General features: G+C 56.1%; 17 protein-coding genes. 10 read left to right on the forward strand and 7 right to left on the reverse strand.

The genetic code is table 11. The features are described from left to right. The first annotated feature begins 1 nt into the window (after position 1). The 3 genes from ACVXHP_RS21300 to ACVXHP_RS21310 are packed head-to-tail and all read left to right on the forward strand — an operon-like array spanning position 2 to position 3,212. Positions 2-955, forward strand: a complete 954-nt coding sequence (locus tag ACVXHP_RS21300) for an ABC transporter permease (RefSeq protein WP_200005460.1) — start codon at positions 2-4, stop codon at positions 953-955. A 17-nt stretch (positions 956-972) separates the two neighbouring features. Continuing rightward, complete coding sequence (locus tag ACVXHP_RS21305) at positions 973-2,610, forward strand: FGGY-family carbohydrate kinase (RefSeq protein WP_304701175.1); 1,638 nt, start codon at positions 973-975, stop codon at positions 2,608-2,610. Then, entirely contained in the window at positions 2,607-3,212 is a 606-nt protein-coding gene (locus ACVXHP_RS21310; protein ID WP_447572151.1) for an SIS domain-containing protein, read from the forward strand. The genes ACVXHP_RS21305 and ACVXHP_RS21310 overlap by 4 nt, the downstream gene beginning before the upstream one ends. Positions 3,213-3,505: 293 nt before the next feature. Here the strand turns inward: ACVXHP_RS21310 and ACVXHP_RS21315 are convergent, their stop codons facing one another. Further along, complete coding sequence (locus ACVXHP_RS21315; protein ID WP_447572152.1) at positions 3,506-3,808, reverse strand: hypothetical protein; 303 nt, start codon at positions 3,806-3,808, stop codon at positions 3,506-3,508. Positions 3,809-3,871: 63 nt separating this feature from the next. Here ACVXHP_RS21315 and csiE point away from each other — a divergent pair, with 63 nt between their 5' ends. Beyond that, a complete protein-coding gene (csiE, locus tag ACVXHP_RS21320; RefSeq protein ID WP_447572153.1) occupies positions 3,872-5,149 on the forward strand; it encodes a stationary phase inducible protein CsiE in 1,278 nt (425 codons plus the stop codon). Here the strand turns inward: csiE and ACVXHP_RS21325 are convergent. From ACVXHP_RS21325 to ACVXHP_RS21340, 4 genes are all read right to left on the reverse strand, one after another. After that, complete coding sequence (locus tag ACVXHP_RS21325) at positions 5,144-6,292, reverse strand: 3-phenylpropionate MFS transporter (protein WP_447572154.1); 1,149 nt, start codon at positions 6,290-6,292, stop codon at positions 5,144-5,146. The two genes, csiE and ACVXHP_RS21325, sit on opposite strands and share 6 nt — an antisense overlap. A gap of 88 nt (positions 6,293-6,380) precedes the next feature. After that, positions 6,381-7,223, reverse strand: coding sequence for an aldose 1-epimerase (locus tag ACVXHP_RS21330; protein WP_447572155.1), 843 nt, complete (start codon positions 7,221-7,223; stop codon positions 6,381-6,383). After that, entirely contained in the window at positions 7,223-8,662 is a 1,440-nt protein-coding gene (locus tag ACVXHP_RS21335; protein WP_316130264.1) for a sugar porter family MFS transporter, read from the reverse strand. The genes ACVXHP_RS21330 and ACVXHP_RS21335 overlap by 1 nt, the downstream gene beginning before the upstream one ends. A gap of 72 nt (positions 8,663-8,734) precedes the next feature. Continuing rightward, positions 8,735-12,001: a DUF5107 domain-containing protein gene (locus tag ACVXHP_RS21340; protein ID WP_447572156.1), complete on the reverse strand. Its 3,267-nt coding sequence runs from the start codon at positions 11,999-12,001 to the stop codon at positions 8,735-8,737. Positions 12,002-12,115: 114 nt separating this feature from the next. Here ACVXHP_RS21340 and ACVXHP_RS21345 point away from each other — a divergent pair, with 114 nt between their 5' ends. Then, a complete protein-coding gene (locus ACVXHP_RS21345) occupies positions 12,116-13,309 on the forward strand; it encodes an ROK family transcriptional regulator (RefSeq protein ID WP_447572157.1) in 1,194 nt (397 codons plus the stop codon). A gap of 3 nt (positions 13,310-13,312) precedes the next feature. Here the strand turns inward: ACVXHP_RS21345 and hcaR are convergent, their stop codons facing one another. Then, positions 13,313-14,206: a DNA-binding transcriptional regulator HcaR gene (gene hcaR, locus ACVXHP_RS21350; RefSeq protein ID WP_200005452.1), complete on the reverse strand. Its 894-nt coding sequence runs from the start codon at positions 14,204-14,206 to the stop codon at positions 13,313-13,315. A gap of 135 nt (positions 14,207-14,341) precedes the next feature. Between hcaR and hcaE the strand changes: the two genes are divergently transcribed. Genes hcaE through hcaD form a run of 5 tightly spaced genes read left to right on the forward strand, consistent with a single transcriptional unit; the run spans position 14,342 to position 18,559 of the window. After that, positions 14,342-15,703, forward strand: a complete 1,362-nt coding sequence (gene hcaE / locus ACVXHP_RS21355; protein ID WP_200005451.1) for a 3-phenylpropionate/cinnamic acid dioxygenase subunit alpha — start codon at positions 14,342-14,344, stop codon at positions 15,701-15,703. Continuing rightward, the gene (hcaF, locus tag ACVXHP_RS21360; protein WP_447572158.1) at positions 15,700-16,218 is read left to right on the forward strand and encodes a 3-phenylpropionate/cinnamic acid dioxygenase subunit beta; all 519 of its coding nucleotides are present in this window, start codon (positions 15,700-15,702) and stop codon (positions 16,216-16,218) included. The genes hcaE and hcaF overlap by 4 nt, the downstream gene beginning before the upstream one ends. Then, positions 16,218-16,535 carry a 3-phenylpropionate/cinnamic acid dioxygenase ferredoxin subunit gene (hcaC, locus tag ACVXHP_RS21365; RefSeq protein ID WP_200005449.1) on the forward strand — a complete coding sequence of 106 codons (318 nt, stop codon included), beginning with the start codon at positions 16,218-16,220 and terminating at the stop codon, positions 16,533-16,535. Before hcaF ends, hcaC begins: the two co-directional genes overlap by 1 nt. Further along, positions 16,535-17,347 carry a 3-phenylpropionate-dihydrodiol/cinnamic acid-dihydrodiol dehydrogenase gene (hcaB, locus tag ACVXHP_RS21370; RefSeq protein WP_447572159.1) on the forward strand — a complete coding sequence of 271 codons (813 nt, stop codon included), beginning with the start codon at positions 16,535-16,537 and terminating at the stop codon, positions 17,345-17,347. The genes hcaC and hcaB overlap by 1 nt, the downstream gene beginning before the upstream one ends. A 9-nt stretch (positions 17,348-17,356) precedes the next feature. Next, the gene (gene hcaD / locus ACVXHP_RS21375) at positions 17,357-18,559 is read left to right on the forward strand and encodes a phenylpropionate dioxygenase ferredoxin reductase subunit (RefSeq protein ID WP_447572160.1); all 1,203 of its coding nucleotides are present in this window, start codon (positions 17,357-17,359) and stop codon (positions 18,557-18,559) included. Positions 18,560-18,637: 78 nt separating this feature from the next. Here the strand turns inward: hcaD and glyA are convergent, their stop codons facing one another. After that, positions 18,638-19,891, reverse strand: coding sequence for a serine hydroxymethyltransferase (gene glyA, locus ACVXHP_RS21380; protein WP_032939458.1), 1,254 nt, complete (start codon positions 19,889-19,891; stop codon positions 18,638-18,640). Positions 19,892-19,982: the final 91 nt, after the last annotated feature.

Here is a 19,982-nt window from a genome sequence, read left to right on the forward strand (position 1 = left end):
GATGAAAACAATCGCCAGATTTTTACCCGGTGATGCCATCATTCGTCTGCAATGCGTCATTATTGTGGTCGTCGCCCTGGTCTTCTCGGCCCTGCTCGGCAGCCGTTTTTTCAGCGTCGCTAACTTCCAGTCGATCGGCTCGCAGCTGCCGATCCTCGGCATGCTGGCCCTCGGAATGGGCATGACCATGCTGACCGGCGGCATTAACTTGTCGATTATTGCCGGCGCAAACGCCTGCTCGCTGGTGATGGCGGCGATTATCGTCACGCATCCGGATAACCCGCTGTTTCTGGTGCTGGCGTTGATCGCAGGCGCGGCGGTGGCGGTGGCTATCGGCACGCTCAACGGTGCTTTAATTGCCTGGGTCGGCGTCTCGCCTATTCTCGCCACCCTCGGCACGATGACGCTTATCTCCGGGCTGAATATTTTGCTCTCCAACGGGACGGTGATTTCCGGTTTCCCGACCGCCATTCAATACCTTGGTAACGCGACGATTGCCGGCATTCCGGTGGCGCTGCTGCTCTTTTTCCTCGTGGCTATCCTGCTGTGGGTGCTGCTGGAGCACACCACGCTTGGGCGCAGTCTTTATCTCGTCGGTTCCAATGAGCAGGCTACCCGCTACAGTGGCGTGAATACCGTACGGGTACAAATTTCGGTGTACGTTATTTCAGCCCTGCTCGGCTGGGTCGCCGCCATTCTGATGATGGCGAAATTCAACTCGGCCAAAGCCGGATACGGTGAATCCTACCTGCTGGTCACCATCCTTGCCTCTGTGCTCGGCGGCATTAACCCAGATGGCGGCTTCGGGCGCATTATCGGCCTGGTACTGGCGCTGATTGTGCTGCAAATGCTGGAAAGCGGCCTTAACTTGCTGGGGGTCAGCAGCTATCTGACGATGGCGCTGTGGGGCGCGGTGCTGATCCTCTTTATCGCATTACAGAATCGTAAAGCCTGATTTCAGGAGAAAAAATTATGGCAAGTTACTTTATTGGTGTGGATGTCGGAACCGGAAGCGCCCGTGCTGGCGTGTTTGATCTCAACGGCAGAATGGTCGGTCAGGCCAGTCGGGCCATCGAGATTTACCGTCCGCAGGCCGATTTTGTTGAGCAGTCTTCCGATAACATCTGGCAGGCTGTGTGTAACGCGGTTCGCGATGCGATTAACCAGTCGGATATCAACCCTATTCAGGTGAAAGGTCTGGGCTTTGACGCTACCTGTTCATTGGTGGTGCTGGATAAAGAAGGTAATCCACTCACCATCAGCCCTTCCGGGCGCAGTGAACAAAACATTATTGTGTGGATGGACCACCGCGCCATTACCCAGGCCGATCGCATTAACGCCCTGCATCATCGGGTGCTGGATTATGTGGGCGGTATAATCTCCCCGGAAATGCAAACGCCAAAACTGTTGTGGCTGAAGCAGCATATGCCCAATACCTGGGCTAACGCCGGTTACTACTTTGACCTGCCTGATTTTCTCACCTGGCGCGCAACGGGCGACGATACGCGCTCATTGTGCTCGACGGTGTGTAAATGGACCTATATGGGCCATGAAGATAAATGGGATGCCAGCTATTTCCGCCAGATTGGGCTGGAAGATTTGCTGGAACACGATGCCGCCAAAATTGGCCGCTACGTGAAAACCATGGGCGAACCGCTCGGCCATGGGCTTTCAGCGCGCGCCGCCAGCGAAATGGGGCTCATCCCCGGCACTGCGGTCAGCGTATCGATTATTGATGCCCACGCCGGTACCCTCGGCACGCTCGGCGCCAGCGGTGTTTCTGGCGAAGTGCCGGATTTCGACCGTCGTATCGCACTGATTGGCGGCACCTCCACCGGGCATATGGCGATTTCTAAAGAGCCGCGTTTTATCGGCGGCGTCTGGGGACCTTACTACTCTGCCGTACTGCCGGAATACTGGCTCAACGAAGGCGGGCAGTCGGCTACGGGGGCGTTAATCGACCACGTAATTCAGTCGCATCCGTGCTACGACACCCTGCTGACGCAGGCTAAGTCCCAAGGGCAGACCATCTATGAAGTGCTGAATGCGTTGCTGCGCAAAATGGCCGGTGAGCCGGAAGATATCGCCTTCCTGACCCGCGATATGCATATCCTGCCCTATTTCCACGGCAACCGCTCGCCGCGCGCCAACCCAACGCTTACGGGGACAATCACCGGGCTTAAGCTGTCGCGCACGCCGGAAGATATGGCGCGACAGTATCTGGCGACCATCCAGGCCATTGCCCTCGGTACGCGGCATATCATTGAAACGATGAATCAAAGCGGCTACACCATCGATACCATTATGGCCAGCGGCGGCGGGACGAAAAACCCGATCTTCGTCCAGGAGCACGCCAACGCCACCGGCTGCGCCATGCTGCTGCCGGAGGAGAGCGAAGCCATGCTGTTGGGCGGCGCCATGATGGGAACTATCGCCGCCGGAGTATTTGACACCTTCCCGGAAGCGATGTCGGCGATGAGCCGGATTGGTAAAACGGTCACCCCACAAACCAACCGCATTAAGCAGTACTACGATCGCAAATATCGGGTATTCCACGAGATGTATCAGGACGATATGAAATACCGCCAGCTGATGCAGGAGGACGCATGAGTGACTCATGGTCTCAAGCCACCGGCGTATTCCAGATCTACAGCGATGCCCTTGCGGGACTGGGACAGCATCTGACTGAGCCGGTCTGGCAGTCGCTGATGGCAGAACTGCGCGGATGCCAGGGGAAAATCGTCGTTACCGGCGTCGGCACCTCCGGCATTGCGGCGCGTAAAGTCGCGCATATGCTCGCCTGCGTGGAGCGCCCGGCGATTTATCTCAATGCCACCGATGCGGCGCACGGCGATCTGGGTTTTTTACGCGCCGACGACCTGGTTATTATGCTGTCGCGCGGGGGCAATTCGGATGAACTTACCCGGCTGCTGCCTGGGCTGGCGGCGAGAAATGTGCCGATCCTGAGCGTGACGGAAAACGCCGATTCGGCCATCGCTAAAGCGTCGAGGCTGGTGATTTCCACCGGCGTACAGCGTGAGGCCGACCCGCTGAACATGCTGGCCACGACCTCAATTCTGCTGGTACTGGCTATCTTTGACGCCGCCTGCGCCTGTCTGATGAGTGAAAGCGGCTACTCAAAGGAGACACTGCTGGCGGTGCATCCCGGCGGCGATGTGGGATTAACGCTGAGCCGTGGGCAAATGCCGTAAGTTAAAGGAGATTGACCGTAGCAATAGCTGAGAGTGGAGCATCCGTAGATATTGAATTTGTTACCTCCAGCGTATTGCTACGTTCACCTTATGTTTTTCACTTCTCTGAAATAATGGCACCCGTGAACGTGTTAAGGGTACTATCGCCGTACCCTTAACAATCCCGGCTCCCGGCGGGAAAATTGTTGCTGCGCAATACCCTCCGCTTATTCCTTCAGGCTAGCGGGCCGGGCGCGAGGTAGCGTCCTTGCAAAGCGCGCCCTGAGCCAGCATCCATGCTGGCTCTCCCGGCCTTACGGAAACACGTCGGCAATTTTCAGCCGGACCAGCCACACCTGACCACCTGTATTTTTATTTGAAAATATCTGAACAGCAAAACCGATATAGTTGAAAGCAAGAGCGTTGAAGCGCCCCCCGTCCGGAATTACATGTTCTCCATAATGTAAAACAGACATGCAGTACATCTCTGGCATATCTAAACAAAAGATAAAACCGTGAAAAAGGGTGTTAACGCGCTGCGTTCCACTACCGCTATCTGTTCCGCACGTTAAAAATTCTGTGACGCTCCCCAGCATTCCTGGCGTAAAGCTTTCCATTCCTCAAATCTATGCGCAAACTTTAACTATTCTTATCAAACATACTCACGGGAGATTCTACAGATGATGTCAACGCTCGCCCCACCATCTGTACTTTCCGCTCCCCAACGCCGTTGCCAGGTGCTGCTGACGCTTTTTCTGCCGGGGCAGATAGCTACCGCGCAGACCTTCAGCAGTCTCAATGGCGTCGATGATGCCACCGTTCAGGAGGATATCATTGGCGCGGGACTTGAAATCCAGCGCTATCATCGGCTTGCCATTACTTCCGCCCAGAATGGCGGCTATACGATCGAAGGGGCCACGCTGAACCAGCGTCTGTGCCTGTTGCATTGGCTGCGCCGTGGCTTGCGTATCTGCCCGACGTTTATCGCCCAACATTTCACCCCCGCATTGAAAATGGCGCTGAAACAGCAGGGCATCGCGCGCACGTTATATGATGATACCAATCTGCATGCGCTAATTAACCTCTGCTCCCGACGATTGCAAAAGCCCTTTGAGTGTCGTGATATCCAGTTCCTGCGGCTATTTTTACAGTACTGCCTGCTGCAGCATCACGCGGGGATCACCCCGGAGTTTAATCCACTTCAGCAGCGCTGGGCGCAATCCTGCGCGGAGTACGCGCTCGCTGAGGAGATTGCCCGCCACTGGCAACGTCACGTCATGCAAAGTGCGCCGCCAGGCGAATCGCTGTTTATGGCATTGCTGTTCTCAATGATTCGTATCCCCGATCCCATCCGCGATAACCACCAGCAGGATCGTCGTCTTCGTCTGGCTATCGCGCGGCTGGTGCTGCGCTTTCGCGAGTATGGCAACGTTCGCTTCAGCGATGAACAAGGGCTGAATGACCAACTGTATATCCACCTTGCCCAAGCGCTGAACCGCAGTTTGTTTGCTATTGGCATTGATAACACGCTACCGGAGGAGTTCAGCCGACTTTATCCCCGGCTGGTACGCACCACCCGCGAGGCAATACACGGATTCGAAGCAGAATACGATGTGCAGTTTTCAGAAGAAGAGATCGGACTGGTGGCGGTTATTTTCGGTGCCTGGCTGATGCAGGAGAAGGATTTACACGAGAAGCAGATTATCCTGCTGACCGGCAGTAATGAACAGCTCGAAGCGCATATAGAACAGCAACTGCGCGAACTGACGCTGCTGCCGCTCAATGTAAAACATATGCCAATGCAGGACTTCCAAAAAGAGGGTGCGCCGCGCGGCGTAACGCTGATCGTCACACCGTACACTACGCCGCTGCCGCTGTTTTCACCGCCATTGATTCATGCGGATCTGGCGCTGACGTCTCACCAGCAGCAGCAGATCCGCAAAATCCTCGAATCATGACGTCGCAGGCTGCGCCACCACTTTCGGGCGCAGCACGATAGCCGGTAGCGCCACCAGCGCCATCACCCAGAATACGCCGCTGCCCAGGTTCTGGTACAGATAGCCGGCGAAGACGGTCATGATAGCGATACTGCCGCCCATCGCCACCGCGGAATAGACCGCCTGCAGACGAATCACTTCGCTGCCCTGTCGCGTCGCGATATAGCGCATTGCCGCCAGGTGACAGACCGTAAAGGTGCCACAGTGCAGGATTTGCACCACAATCAGCCACGGCAGCTCGGTGCTCCAGCCCATCAGTCCCCAACGAACCACGCCGCAAACGGCGGAAAGCAGCAGCAGATCGCGGGCGCTAAAGCGACGGAACAGCTTGTGACTCAGCGCGAAGATGATCACTTCCGCCACCACGCCCAATGACCATAAATAGCCCACCGCCGAGGCGGAATACCCGGCGGATTGCCAGTAAATGGCGCTGAAACCGTAATAGGCGGCATGCGCGCCTTGCAGCAGACTCACGCAGGCCAGAAAACGCCAGCTCTGGGTTATCAGCGCGCGCCACGCGGGCCATCCCGCACTCTCCTGCTGACGGTTTTCACCCGCTGGCTGCACGCTCGGGCGAATCATCATTCCCAGCAGCATCGAGGCGACGCCAAGCGACAGCAGAATAAGGATCACCCGATAGTCGAACAGGCTCACCAGCTTACCGGTCAGCGCAGAGCCAATCACAAAGGCCACGGATCCCCACAGTCGAACCCGCCCATAATCCATGGTTATCTGTTTTTGCCAGGTGTTGGCCAGCGCATCCGTCAGCGGCACCAACGGTGAGAAAAACAGGTTAAATCCGACCATCACCACCATCAGCCACGCCACGTTGGTACCCGCCCAGAAGGCCAGCGCAAACACCAACGTCAACAGAGCCAGAATACGTAAAGCGGTAATCAGACGAGAGGGATCGCTCACCCGCGGCGCAATCAGCAGGCTACCGAGAAAACGGGCAATCAGCCCCGCGCCCAGCAGTAAACCAATGGTTTCCGGCGTCAGCCCCAGCCCTTCAAGCCAGACGCTCCAGAAAGGCAGAAAAATACCGTAGCTAAAGAAATAGGTGAAATAACCGAGCGCCAACCAGCGCGTGGAATGCAAAGCCATGAATCCCTCCCGTTTGGAGACGGTAGTCTGGCGATAAAGTCTGGTTGGCGCAAGAGACCATTAACAGGCAGATAACATGATTTTTGCCCTATTCTACGCAAATTTGCATCGCAAAATGACAGCGTTCTCCCTGCGCTAAAACCTGCAATCCCGGCTGCCCCTGCATGTGGTGGGCATTCACCGGATGCGTTTGCGGTTCAAGGCACAGGAACTCCTCACCCGACATTCTGAACAGCATCAACCACGGAGTTTGCGCTAAAATCGTGACTTTCATCACACCTCTGCGGATAATCGCCCGCCCACTCCAGCCGGAATAACCCACATTCAACCAGGCATCTTCTCCGTATTGCGCATGCATGAAATCTGCTGCGGGTGGAATATTACTTTGCCAATCCAGTGGCAGATGCTGTTCCCCCCCCGGCCAATAGCCGCTGGCGCTGAACTGGGCCGTACTGCGCGTATCAAAGGCGAAAAACGGATGGAACCCGCAGCCATAGATCATTGGCTGTTCACCGCAATGGGTGAGCGTCAATGAAGCATGCAGGATCGACGCTTCCAGTTGGTAGCAAAGCTGCGCCGTATAGTCGTAACCACAGGGATGCCAACTGCGCAACTGTAGCAAACAACCGCTTTGCGTAGCGGTGATAACCTGCCAGCGCTGCAACCAGCCGTCACCGTGCAGGAAGAAGTGTTCATCCGCCTCATGGTGCGGTAGCACAACCTCTTCCCCACGTAACATAAAACGATTGCCCGCCACCCTATTTGCCACCGGTAACATCGGGAACAGACCGCAATCACCGGGCTGCTGACCATGACCTTCACGTAATATTGCCTGTTGATGTTGTAACGAAACCAGACTCAATAGCGAACCGCCCTGTGGATCTACGCACATCCGTAGATGTGCGTTTTGTAGCATCAGCAGAGAGTTCATTAGCGGGCGCTTCGTTGCTGGCTTGATGCGCCAACTTTCGTATGCTGTGCCGCCAGCCGTTCTTCCAGTGCTTCCAGCGTCACCCCTTTGGTTTCCGGTACATTACGCAGAACATAGATAAAGCCCATCGCGCAAATCACACCGTAGAGCAGGAAGCTTCCCGATGCGCCCAGACTCGCATTCAGCAGTGGGAAGGTATAGGTCAGCAGGAAGCAGGCAATCCACAACGCCAGCGTGCCGAGCGACATCGCTAACCCGCGTACACGGTTGGGGAAAATTTCGGATAGCAGCACCCAAGTCACTGGGGCCAGCGTCAGAGCGTAAATGGCGATCGCCGCCAGCACCAATACCAAAACCGGCCAGCCCAGAATGCCCAACCCGTATGCCCCGGCAATAAGTACGTAGATAACCGTCAACCCTGATGCACCAAACAGCATCAGTTTACGCCGCCCAATTTTGTCCACCAGCGGCAGAGCGGCAAGGGTAAAGACCAGATTAATGATCCCGGTCGCTACGATCGATTTTAACGTGCCGTTGATGTCGAATCCGGCAGAAGCAAATATCTCCTGCGCATAGTTGAAAATAACGTTGATCCCACACCACTGCTGGAACACGGCCAGCACCATGCCAATAATCACGATCGGTTTTATCTGCGGCTGTAACAGCGTGGACCACGCAACCTTGTGGTTATCTTTTTGCAGCGTATGTTCAATCTCTTTCAGGGTTTGCCCGGCATATTCCGCCGAACCAATGCGCTGCAGCATGGCACGGGCACGTTCGGTTTTCCCTGCCTTCACTAACCAACGCGGCGATTCAGGGACAAAGAACATCAGTACCAGGAAGATCACCGCGGGCACTAATTCAGCGCCAAACATCCAGCGCCAGCCCGTCTGACCATTCCAGCTTTCCACAATCGCCTGCTGCGTAGCACCTGTAGCGACAGGTTCGGCAATCATCAGGTTGATAAGTTGCGCCGCCAGTACGCCAATCACGATGGTGAGCTGGTTAACGGCAACAAAGCGACCACGCTTTTCAGCCGGGCTAACCTCGGCGATATACAGCGGGCTTAGCGCGGATGCCAGACCGATCCCCACGCCGCCAACGATGCGGTAAACAATAAACATGTCGAAATTGCTGGCAACTGCGGTTCCCCAGGCTGAAGCGCTAAAGAGGATCGCCGAGAGAATCAGCGGCATCTTTCGACCAAATTTGTCGGCGCACCAGCCCGAAATCAGCGCACCAAAGATACAACCAACCAGCGCCGAGCTCATCGCCCAGCCAGATTGTGCCGGATCGGTAATCGAGAAATAAGCTTCATAGAAGGGCTTTGCCCCGCCGATCACCACCCAGTCATAGCCAAACAGTAAACCACCGCAGGCGGCAACCAGGCAGATAGTCCAGACGTAACCAATCTTTAAATGTGTCTGCGCGTTATTCATTATGATTCCTCTTTCAGGGAAACGCAGGGGACAGAAGGTTTCGGGTGAGGTTGCCCCCACCCGTTTCGGGTATTACTGGAAAAGCCTTACGTTGATGGCGTGACGCAGCAGTAACGCCTTGTCATGCGCCGGATTGCGTTGCAGAAGCTCAGCAAGATCGCGCTGGCAAGCAGAACTGTTTCCCAGCCCCAGATGCCCAAGCGCATTGATAAACAGGCAGTGTTGCTGATGTTTTGCTTGTGCAGAGGTATCCAGCACCACCAGATCGGGCAGCGATACGGCAAAGAAATCGACATCCGGGACGTTATCACGATGCGACTCAACCCATTGCAGGAAGCTGTTGAACAGGGCGTCCGCCTCTGCATCATCGCCAAGTTTTCTCTGCGCCATCCCCTGCCAGAAGAGATAGTCCACCGGCTGGTCGTTGTAGTAACGTCCGGCATCCAGTGAGCTACCGCCACGCGTCGCACGGGAGAAGTAGCGTTGGGATTCCTCGAAATGCCCCAGCTGCTGGGCGCAATAACCCAGCAAATACCAGATGTCATTATCCGTTTGCCCAGGCAGACGCCCCTCCCCAAGGTTTTGCGGGTAGTGCAGCGCCTGTTGCAGTTGCGTAATAGCGGTTTGCGGGTCGCCTGACTGCACGGCCTCCAGTGCGCGATGCATCTGATTCAGCAGATATTGCCCAGTGGCTTTGCCTTCTCCCCCTTCCCACGGGTGAAAGACACGCTCACGTAATATTGCCGCGGCCTCGTCGTAGCGACCCAATCCATTCCACAGACTCAGCAGTTTCACCGTCAGATCGTCACGTTGGAAGACAATATCTTTGCTGGCTTCCAGTCGCTGCAAACGCTGTTCAGCCGGTTGCGCCATCAGCTTTTTGAGATAGTCGAGTTCGAACAGGAAACGGGCATTTTGCGGATCCAGAGCGACGGCCTGCGACAGATACTGCATAGCCTGCTGTGCATCGTGCTGTTTGTTCCACGCATAGATCCCCAATAAGCGATGCACTGGGGCAAAATCCGGCTCCTGCACAAGGGTAAATTGCCAGCAGGAGACCGCCTCGTCATAGCAGCGTTTGCTGTACCAGAAACAGCCGAGCAAATAGCGGGCAAAAGCGCTCTGCTCGAGGGTTTGCAGCATCTGTACTTCATCCAGCGTATTGGGAAAACGGACGCGATTTTGCAGGCACTTACGCGCTCGTTCGATGAAAGGTTGCGGATCGTCGCTCAACGAAGCGCGCCACAGCATCGGTAGCGTTTCCTGGCTGTCGAGCAGTTCCAGCACGCTACGGGCAGCATCTTTTTGCCCCAATGCGCTCAGCCAGCCTGCCAGTTCACACGCGTTGGTACCACGACGCCCGGTAATCGAGATTAGCGCCTGTGCAGTCGCCTCATCCTGGCAGATAGCCCAGCGCGCATAGTGCAGGGTGTAACTCAGCGGATAATCAACCAGTTGTTGGCGAATGTACTCCAGCGCTTGCGCATTGCGATCAAGCTTTGCCAGCGCCAGCGCTTTCAGTCCCATCGCCAGGTTATTACTGCCGTTAAAGCGCAGGCTCTGCTCGACCTTTTCCAACGCGCCGGCATAGTCCTGACGTTTCATCGCCAGACGCGCCAACGACCAGAAAGCCGCATCCCGGCAGTTGCCGCTCCAGCTCGCCTTATAATAATTATCCCAGGCGCTTTCATCGTCGCCCTGGCGTTCCTGCGCGGCGGCCAGCAGCATACTCGCCTCGCCATCACGTGGATTCTTATTGAGCTTGTGCGCCCGTTCCAGCGCCTTGTTCGCACAATGCGCTGCTAATGCCCAGTCCGCGCGGTTTAGCGCCAGCGTCCCCAGAGCCACATTATTACGATAATCCAGCGGGTCAACCTCCAGCGCGCGGCGGTAATAATCTTCGGCATAGCGGCTGGCGTGGTTGTATTGCTCCAGATGTTGACCAATAAAATAGAGTTCATCGGTATTAGAAAGCGTTTCTGGCTGAGCTGGCGCGACGGCCGCCGAGGGCAGCGGTAACTCTTGCGCGATGTGCTCTTCGTACTGCAAAAGCACAGTGCCATCGGCGCGAGTGACGGTCATCGTTACCCGGGCATGACCATTGTCAGACACATCAGCTAACCAACTCTGCCCCGGTTCAAGGGTGAGTGTATTCTCAAAGAACGGCTGCCCGTGTGCCGCAAGCGTAACCTGGACATCACGTAGCGGCGCAATGGCATAAATGCCGACAGAAAGTTGGCTTCCCTCACGCACCAGCCGAAGCGCCAACTGCGTGCTGGCGTTTTGCACCATGCCAAGTTCGCTGTAGGGCAGGAAGTTTTGCACGAAGACTTTCTCTTCGTACGGCGCAAGCCAGGTGAAATCCGGCTGGTTATCGGTAAAGACCCCGGTCATCAGTTCGATATACGGACCGTTGTCATCGGTGAGATTACGATCCCAGGCAACGCCAAAGTCGCCGTATCCCCAGGTCCACTGTTTTTTCCCTGGCGAAACGTGGTGGTCCGCCACGTGCAGTAATCCACCACGCTCACCATGGTGCCAGGCACCGACAAAGTCATAATCCGATTTTTCCGCCATATAAGAGGTCGGAACGGGCACATTTTTGTAGCGAGAGATATCCACACCCGCCGAGTAATCCACTTTGTAGTAGGTGCCAGTAGCAATAGGAAACGCTGAAACATCGCGCTTGCCGTGGTCAAATACCGCGGTTACATCCGGCGGAAACACGCTCTGATGATCGTCGCCACCTTTCACCGCCGGATTCGCCCACCACAGGAAGTGGCGCGGCGTGGCGTTACCGTTAAACACCTTCCCGGTTATTTCGATCAGAGCGCGATCTGGATACAGCGTGAATCCGGTCATCACCTGTAAACCGCGCATGGGTTCAACCTCCCCCATCCACACGGTGTATTCGCCCTGCTCGCCCTGCTGCTGCGTAAAATCAACCGGCATAAAGGTGGTGGGACGATGATGCTGCGGCCAGTTAAACTCAATGCCGCCAGAGATCCATGGTCCAAGCAGGCCAACCAACGCAGGTTTCACCACTTCGTTGTAGTAGACGAAATCACGCTGCTGCACTTTGTCATACGCACGATGGATACGTCCGCCTAATTCCGGCAGCAGCATGATGCGAATGAAGTCATTCTCCATCCATACCGCCTGATAGTCGCGCATTTCACGTTTGCCGGTCAGCGTATCAATCACGCCGTAGGGATAAACCGCACCAGAGGACCCCTGATACACCCTTTTCTCCAGAAACATCGGGTTGGCGTCTTCTTCACCCACCGTCCACGTTGGGAGGGTGATCTTTTCCTGCCAGACTTTAACAGAACCGTACATGCCGCTCTCCACTCAATAAACAAAAGTAAAAATTTAACCTGAGGCTATTCTGCGGCAGTTAAGTGGCGTTAAAATGCGCAATGCTCACGCAATATAGTAAAGGGAGTTAAGTGTATGCAGCGTTCGGGATTCAATAACGCCAGGGTGCGCCAGGCAAATAAACAGATCTTTTTGTCGCATCTATGGCGGGAAAAACAGCTCAGCAAGTCGCAGTTGGCGCAGCTCACCAGCCTGTCGATTCCAGCGGTCAGCAATATTCTTGAAGAGCTGATGGATGAAGGGAGAATCAGCCATTCGCGAGAAACGTTAAGCCAGCGCGGTTTGAGTAGCGGCAGCTATCATTTGCCAGAAACAGGCGCCTGGACGCTCTGCATCAACGTCACCCCCACCAGCATCACCAGCCAACTGGCGGACGCGCGTCTGGTTGCCGTCGGTGACTGGCGCCATGAGGTCATTAATCCTGAAACGCCAAAAGCGCTGCTGACGGCATTGGCGGCACACTGGCGGGAATACCGTCGGCAATTTCCAGAGGTTACGATTAATCTGGCGCTAGGCGTGCACGGCCAGGTTGATCCGATTACCGGCGCATCAAAAACCATGCCTCAGGCTCCGTGGAAAACACCGGTGGAAATAAAATATCTGCTCGAGGAGATGCTTGGTGTGCAGGTCCGGCTGGACAATGACTGCGTGATGCTGGCGCTGGCGGAAAAGTGGCAAAATCCGGCGGCTAACGGTGATTTTTGTGTGATTAACGTTGATTACGGCATTGGCTCATCGTTTGTCATTAACGATAACATCTGGCGGGGTAGTTTGTATGGCAGCGGTCAGATTGGCCATACAATAATTCATCCGGACGGCGTTGCCTGTGACTGCGGTCGTTATGGGTGTCTGGAAACGGTGGCGTCATTAAGCGCACTGAAAAAGCAGGCTCGCATGTGGATGAAATCGCAACCGACATCCCGGTATGATCCCCAAACACTGACGACCGACCAGCTTATTGATGCCTGGAGGCACGGAGATGTCCGCATTCAGGCGTGGGCTGAACATGCCGCCAGCGCTATTGGCCTGAGTCTTTATAACTTTTTGAATATACTGAATATTAACCAAATATGGTTATATGGCCGGAGCTGCGCATTTGGCGAGAGCTGGCTCAATACGCTGGTGCAACAAACCGGATTTAATCCGTTCGATCACGGCGATAATCCGCGAGCCAGGGCAACGCAGATCGGTTTCGGTAAACTGACTCGCGCTCAGCAACTCATGGGAATTGGCTATCTGTATGTAGAATCACAGCTTAGCGAGCTGTAACCGTTAATCCGTAACGCTCACGGCTAAACGTTCATGCACCGTGGCGATAAAATCGGCCAGCGCCGGTTTGATCGCTCCTTTTTTCCACGCCATCAGCAACGCAATGGTCGGGACATCACCAATAATTGGCCGAAAAACCACCTGCCCGGTATTAAAATTATTCATATAACCGGGTATCAAAGTCACCCCTAACCCCATGCCAACCAGGTTCATGGTCACCAGAATATTGGTCGCCACCTGCACGATATTGGGCTGGCTTTTTTGCTGCTGAAACCAGTTTTTGACAATCATTGCTAACGCGCCGGAATAGGCCGGATCGGTACTGACAAAATTGACGCCGTGCAGTTGCTCCGCCGATATCGCGTTCTCATTAGCCAGCGGGTGATTAACGGGTAACACCACCACCAGCGGCTCATGAATCAGCTCCAGGTAATCCAGCTCCGGGCTGTAAACCGGATGACGCATTAAGCCAACGTCCAGCTCTCCACGTAGGATCTTCTCCTCCTGCTCGGTGGTGATCAGACTGACCAGTTCAATGTGCGTATTCGGTTGTTTTAAACGAAACAAAGGCAGCACCTTGGGCAACAGATTTACCTCTGCGGAAGGGACAAAGCCGATGGAGAAATGGTTATCTTCCTGCACCGTTTTACGAGCGCGAACTTTGGCATTTTCCGCCTGTTCGAGGATCACCAACGCATCCTGTAAAAAACACTCACCTGCTGCCGTTAACGCAACTTTGCGCTTGTCCCGCACCAGCAAGGGCACCCCCACGCAGGCCTCCAGATCGCGGATCTGACTGCTTAACGAGGGCTGAGAGGTATGCAGTTTTTCTGCCGCCCGGGTGAAATTCAGCGCCTGCGCCACCGCCACAAAATAGCGTAAGTGCCTCAGTTCCATGCCCTTCTCCTTGTTATCGAAAAAATGTCTCAACTGGTAGAAATTTACTATTTCACAGATTGATAACTAACCAGCAACATCCTTAGGGCACAAAAAAAGAAGGTCAATACATCTTAGCTTTCAGGATTAAAAAATATGACCACCCCCTCAAATTTAGACATCTACCAACTGATTGATACCCAACACGGTCGCGTAACCCCACGTATTTATACCGACCCTGAAATTTACCAACTGGAGCTGGAACGCATCTTCGGTCGCTGCTGGCTGTTTCTTGCCCACGAAAGCCAAATCCCCAAACCGGGCGATTTCTTTAACACCTATATGGGCGAAGACGCGGTCGTGGTGGTGCGCCAGAAGGACGGCAGCATCAAAGCGTTTCTCAACCAGTGCCGCCACCGCGCGATGCGCGTGAGTTACGCCGACTGCGGTAACACCCGCGCGTTTACCTGCCCGTATCACGGCTGGTCGTACGGCATTAACGGCGAGCTGATCGACGTACCGCTGGAGCCGCGCGCCTACCCACAAGGGTTGTGCAAATCCCACTGGGGGCTGAACGAAGTGCCGTGCGTCGAGAGCTACAAAGGGCTGATTTTCGGTAACTGGGATACCACCGCGCCGAACCTGCGCGATTATCTCGGCGACATAGCCTGGTATCTCGACGGCGTGCTGGATCGCCGTGAAGGCGGCACTGAAATCGTCGGCGGCGTGCAGAAGTGGACCATCGACTGCAACTGGAAATTCCCCGCCGAACAGTTCGCCAGCGACCAGTATCACGCGCTGTTCAGCCACGCCTCCGCCGTGCAGGTGCTGGGCGCGAAAGACGACGGCAGCGATAAGCGCCTCGGCGACGGCCAGACCGCCCGCCCGGTGTGGGAAACCGCCAAAGACGCGCTACAATTCGGCCAGGACGGGCATGGCAGCGGCTTCTTCTTTACTGAGAAACCGGACGCCAACGTCTGGGTCGACGGCGAAGTCTCCAGCTACTATCGCGACACCTATCAAGAGGCCGAGCAGCGCCTGGGCAAAGTACGCGCCCTGCGTCTGGCCGGTCACAACAATATTTTCCCCACCCTCTCCTGGCTGAACGGCACCGCCACGCTGCGCGTCTGGCATCCGCGCGGGCCGGATAAAGTGGAAGTGTGGGCGTTCTGTATCGCCGATAAAGCCGCCTCTGATGACGTCAAAGCCGCTTTTGAAAACAGCGCCACCCGCGCCTTCGGTCCGGCGGGATTCCTTGAACAGGATGACTCGGAAAACTGGTGTGAGATTCAAAAACTGCTGAAAGGCCACCGGGCACGCAACACCAACCTGTGCCTGGAGATGGGTCTCGGCCAGGAAAAACGTCGTGAAGACGGCATTCCAGGGATCACTAACTACATCTTCTCGGAAACCGCTGCCCGCGGCATGTATCAGCGCTGGGCCGATTTATTAAGCAGCGAAAGCTGGCAGGAAGTGCACGAAAAAACCGCCGCGTACCAGCAGGAGGTGATGAAATGAGCACGTTAGTCTCTCTGGAGCTACATCACCGCATCAGCCAGTTCCTGTATGAAGAAGCGCGTCTGCTGGACGACTGGCAGTTTCGCGACTGGCTGGCGCAGCTGGATGACGACATTCGTTACACCATGCGCACCACGGTCAATGCTCAAACCCGTGACCGCCGCAAAGGTGTACAGCCGCCGACCACCTGGATTTTCAACGACAACAAAGACCAGCTTGAGCGCCGCATCGCGCGGCTGGAAACCGGCATGGCGTGGGCCGAAGAGCCGCCTTCCCGCACCCGCCATATGATCAGCAACCTGCAGGTGAGCGAAACCGACCAGCCGGAGGTGTTCGCCGTGCGCCTGAACTATCTGCTGTATCGCGCGCAAAAGGAGCGTGACGAGACGTTCTACGTCGGCACGCGCATGGATAAAGTCCGTCGTCTGCCGGGCGACGAATGGCGCTTACTGGAGCGTGAGATCGTGCTCGATCAGGCGGTGATCGCCTCCCACAACCTGAGTGTACTGTTCTGATGAGCCGCATATTTGCCTGCTCCGCCACGGAGCTACCGGAGGGGGAAGCCCTCCGGCTGGAAACCTCTCCCGTCATCGCGCTGTTTCACATTGGCGGTGAGTTTTATGCCATTAACGATCGCTGTAGCCACGGTAACGCCTCGATGTCAGAGGGCTATCTGGAAGACGACGCCACGGTGGAGTGCCCGCTGCACGCCGCCAGCTTCTGCCTGAAAACCGGCAAAGCGCTGTGCCTGCCCGCCACCGATCCGCTCACCACCTACGCGGTGCATGTGGAAGGTGGTGAGGTGTTTATTGATGTCCCCGAGGAGGCCTGATGAGCGATTTACGCGATAACGTCGTCTTTATTACCGGCGGCGGTTCCGGCCTGGGCCTGGCGCTGGTGGAACGCTTTATTGAAGAAGGTGCGAAGGTTGCCACGCTGGAACTTTCGCCAGCCAAAGTCGCCAGCCTGCGCCAGCGCTTTGGCGAACATATACTGGCAGTGGAAGGTAACGTGACCTGCTACGCCGACTACCAGCGCGCGGTGGATAGTATCCTCAGCACCTTCGGCAGGTTGGATTGTTTTATCGGCAACGCGGGTATCTGGGATCACAATGCTTCGCTGGTCGATACGCCCGCCGAGGCGCTGGAGAGCGGCTTCCACGAGTTGTTTAACGTTAACGTGCTGGGTTATCTGCTGGGTGCCAAAGCCTGCACCCAGGCGTTAATCGCCAGCGAAGGCAGCATCATCTTTACCCTGTCTAACGCCGCGTGGTATCCCGGCGGCGGCGGGCCGCTGTATACCGCCAGCAAGCACGCTGCCACCGGGTTGATTCGCCAGTTGGCCTACGAACTCGCCCCCAAAGTGCGGGTGAACGGTGTCGGCCCGTGCGGCATGGCGACCGATCTGCGCGGCCCGCAGGCGCTGGGGCAAAACGACACCTCGATTATGCAGTCGCTAACGCCGGAGAAAATCGCCGCCATTCTGCCGCTACAGTTCTTCCCCGATCCGGCCGATTTTACCGGCCCGTACGTGATGCTGGCGTCGCGTCGTAACAACCGCACGCTGAGCGGCGTGATGATCAATGCCGACGCTGGTCTGGGGATCCGTGGGATCCGTCACGTCGCGGCCGGTCTGGAGCTGTAAGGAGCAAGCATGAACGAACAGATTATTGCCATCATCGGCGGCGGTCAGGCAGGCGCGATGGCCGCCGCTGCGCTACGTCAGCAGGGGTTTAGCGGGCCGTTACACCTCTTTTCTGACGAGGCGTATCTGCCCTACGAGCGCCCGCCGCTTTCAAAAGCGATGCTGCTGGACGATAACCCGCAGCTTCAGCCAGTGCTCCCCGCCAGCTGGTGGCAGGAGCACAACGTGCAGCTGCATCTGGGCGTGACGCTTCGCGAGATCGATCGCGCGACCCGCACGTTAACGCTTGCGGATGGGCAAACCTACCGCTGGACTCAACTGCTGCTGGCGACCGGGGCCGCCGCCAGACCACTGCCGCTGCTGGATGCACTGGGCGATCGCTGTTTTACCCTGCGCCATGCGGGCGATGCCGAGCGCCTACGCACCGTTCTACAACCTGGGAAATCGGTGGTCATCATCGGCGCGGGCACCATTGGCCTGGAACTGGCGGCCAGCGCCACCCAGCGCGGCTGCCGGGTGACGCTGGTCGAACTGGCGGATACGGTGATGGGCCGCAATGCGCCGGCTCCGGTACGCGATTATTTGCTCGCTCGCCATCAGTTAGCCGGCGTGCGGATGCTGCTCAATAGCGCCATTGAGCACGCCAAAGCGGGAGAATTTCTCACGCTCACGCTGCAAAACGGCGAACAGCTCACCGCCGACGCGGTAGTTTACGGCATCGGTATCATCGCCAACGATACGCTGGCCAGCGACGCGGGGCTGGAAACGGCCAACGGTATTATTGTCGATAGCGCCTGCGCCACCGCCGACCCGACCATTTTCGCCGCCGGTGATGTGGCGCTCACTCGCCAGCCGGATGGTTCACTGCGCCGGATCGAAAGCTGGGAAAACGCCAATTTTCAGGCGCAGGTAGCCGCCGCCGCGATGCTCGGCTTGCCCCTGCCGGAAGCAGCGCCAGGCTGGTTCTGGACCGATCAGTACAGCGATAACCTGCAGTTTGTCGGGGAGATGCAGGGAGAAAGCTGGCTCGTACGTGGCGATCCTGATGCGCAGAAAGCAATATGGTTTAGTCTGCAGAATGACGTGATTGTCGGCGCAGTGACGTTAAACCAGGGCCGGGAAATGCGCTTATTGAGGAAATGGATTCAGGCAAAGAAAAAGCCGCCAGTGGCGGCTTTAGTCGATGAAACAATCTTGCTTAAGTCAATATAACTGGCGGATGTCTCTTCGTTTATCCGGCCTACACGTGAGTTATCAGTAGGCCGGATAAGGTCCGGCAATCAATATTACTTACGCGTAAACCGGGAAGCGTGCGCAGATATCCAGCACTTTACCTTTGATGCGCTCAATCACCGCTTCATCATTGATATTGTCCAGAACATCACACATCCAGCCAGCCAGCTCTTTCACTTCCGCTTCTTTAAAGCCACGGCGAGTGACAGCCGGGGAACCGATACGGATACCGGAAGTCACAAACGGGCTCTTCGGATCGTTTGGTACGCTGTTTTTGTTGACGGTGATGTTAGCACGACCCAGTGCGGCGTCAGCTTCTTTACCGGTCAGGTTTTTATCAACCAGATCCAGCAGGAACAGGTGGTTTTCAGTCCCGCCGGAAACCACTTTGTAGCCGCGGTTCAGGAACACTTCCACCATCGCTTTGGCGTTTTTCGCAACCTGCTGCTGGTAGACTTTGAACTCTGGCTCCATCGCTTCTTTCAGCGCCACAGCTTTCGCTGCGATCACGTGCATCAGCGGGCCGCCCTGCGCGCTTGGGAACACAGCGGAGTTCAGTTTTTTGTACAGCTCTTCGTCACCGCCTTTTGCCAGGATCAGGCCGCCGCGCGGACCCGCCAGGGTTTTGTGGGTGGTGGTGGTGACAACGTGAGCGTGCGGAACAGGGTTCGGGTAAACGCCAGCAGCAATCAGGCCAGCAACGTGCGCCATGTCGACGAACAGGTATGCGCCGATGCTGTCAGCGATTTCACGCATTTTTGCCCAGTCAACCACGCCGGAGTAGGCAGAGAAGCCACCGATGATCATTTTTGGCTTATGCTCTTTGGCCTGCTTAGCCATGTCTTCGTAGTCAATTTTACCGGACTCATCAATGCCGTAAGGAATGATGTTGTACAGTTTGCCGGAGAAGTTAACCGGGGAGCCGTGAGTCAGGTGGCCGCCCTGCGCCAGGTTCATACCCAGCACGGTATCGCCCGGTTGCAGCAGCGCGGTGTAGACAGCAAAGTTAGCCTGAGAGCCAGAGTGCGGCTGGACGTTAGCGTAGTCAGCGCCAAACAGTTCTTTTGCACGATCGATAGCCAGTTGCTCAACGATATCAACGTACTCGCAACCGCCGTAGTAGCGCTTGCCCGGATAACCTTCAGCGTATTTGTTGGTCAGCTGAGAACCCTGCGCCTGCATTACACGCGGGCTGGTATAGTTTTCGGAGGCGATCAGTTCGATGTGCTCTTCCTGACGTACTTTTTCCTGCTCCATAGCCTGCCACAGTTCGGCATCATAATCGGCAATGTTCATTTCACGCTTTAACATCCGCATCTCCTGACTCAGCTAACAATAGAATTTCGGCCTAAAAAGGCAGTCCCGTTGGACGACGGCCAACAGTATAACCGAATCATTCTTC

The sequence above is a fragment of the Citrobacter freundii complex sp. 2025EL-00176 genome (assembly GCF_053309355.1).